This is a genomic window from Treponema sp. R80B11-R83G3 (assembly GCF_054786115.1).
Window position 1 is genome coordinate 1 of the sequence record NZ_BDHF01000304.1, and the last position, 890, is coordinate 890.

The following is an 890-nucleotide window of genomic DNA, read 5'->3' on the forward strand; positions in this document are numbered from 1 at the left end:
TTATGAATCTTCATAACTACCTCTTTTTTGGGAATATGATGTCTTTTATGATTACACCGAATTCCCATAATTTTTTGCGTAAAAATCAGCAACGCTAATTTCTTATGGGATAAGCATTTACGGAAACTGTTTATTTTGTAATTAGGTAAAACGTGCAGTTTTCCTTATGTTGGGTATGGTTACGCTGGCAAGGCCGCAACCGGAAAAAGCGTGATCCCCAATGCTTGTAACGCTGTTGGGTATTGTTACGCTGGCAAGGCCGCAATAGGAAAAAGCGTAAGCACCTATGTTGGTAACGCTGTTCGGTATTGTTACGCTGGCAAGGCTGGCGCAACCGGAAAAAGCGTAAGCACCTATGCTGGTAACGCCGTTCGGTATAATTACGCTGGTAATGTTTGTATGTATAAACGCCCTACCATCAATTTCCGTAACTTTGATGCCTTCAATGGTTGCTGGGATAATTACGTCTTTTATTGTGCCGGTATACTTTGTTATAGTTATCCCGCCTCCTTTGTTTTGTACGATTTCAAAATCGTCCCCAGTTTGCGCGAATACTGCCACGCACAGTGCCATGCATAGTAATAATGCGATTACGATTTTTTTCATATTAAACACTCCTTTTGTGTTGTATAAAAATGCCTTTATGCGACCTGTGGTCGCTTGGCGTTTTTTCAAAGTGTGGATAATGTAATGTGGTTGATTGAATAAATACTATTAGATAGTTGACACGATTTTTACATAGTTGATATAATTGCCTGTTGCCTGTTGCCTGTTGCCTGTTGCCTGTTGCCTGTTGCCTGTTGCCTGTTGCCTGTTGCCTGTTGCCTGTTGCCTCTTGCAGATTGCCTGGTGCCTGCTGCATTTTGCCCTTTGCCCGTTGCCTTTTGCCT

The 890-nt window shown here is 42.1% G+C and carries 1 protein-coding gene; it reads right to left on the reverse strand.

All coding sequences use genetic code 11. The features are described 5' to 3' along the window. Positions 1–141: 141 nt before the first annotated feature. Positions 142–606, reverse strand: a complete 465-nt coding sequence (locus tag ACYVRH_RS13485) for a leucine-rich repeat domain-containing protein (protein ID WP_461257409.1) — start codon at positions 604–606, stop codon at positions 142–144. Between the last annotated feature and the right edge of the window lie 284 nt (positions 607–890).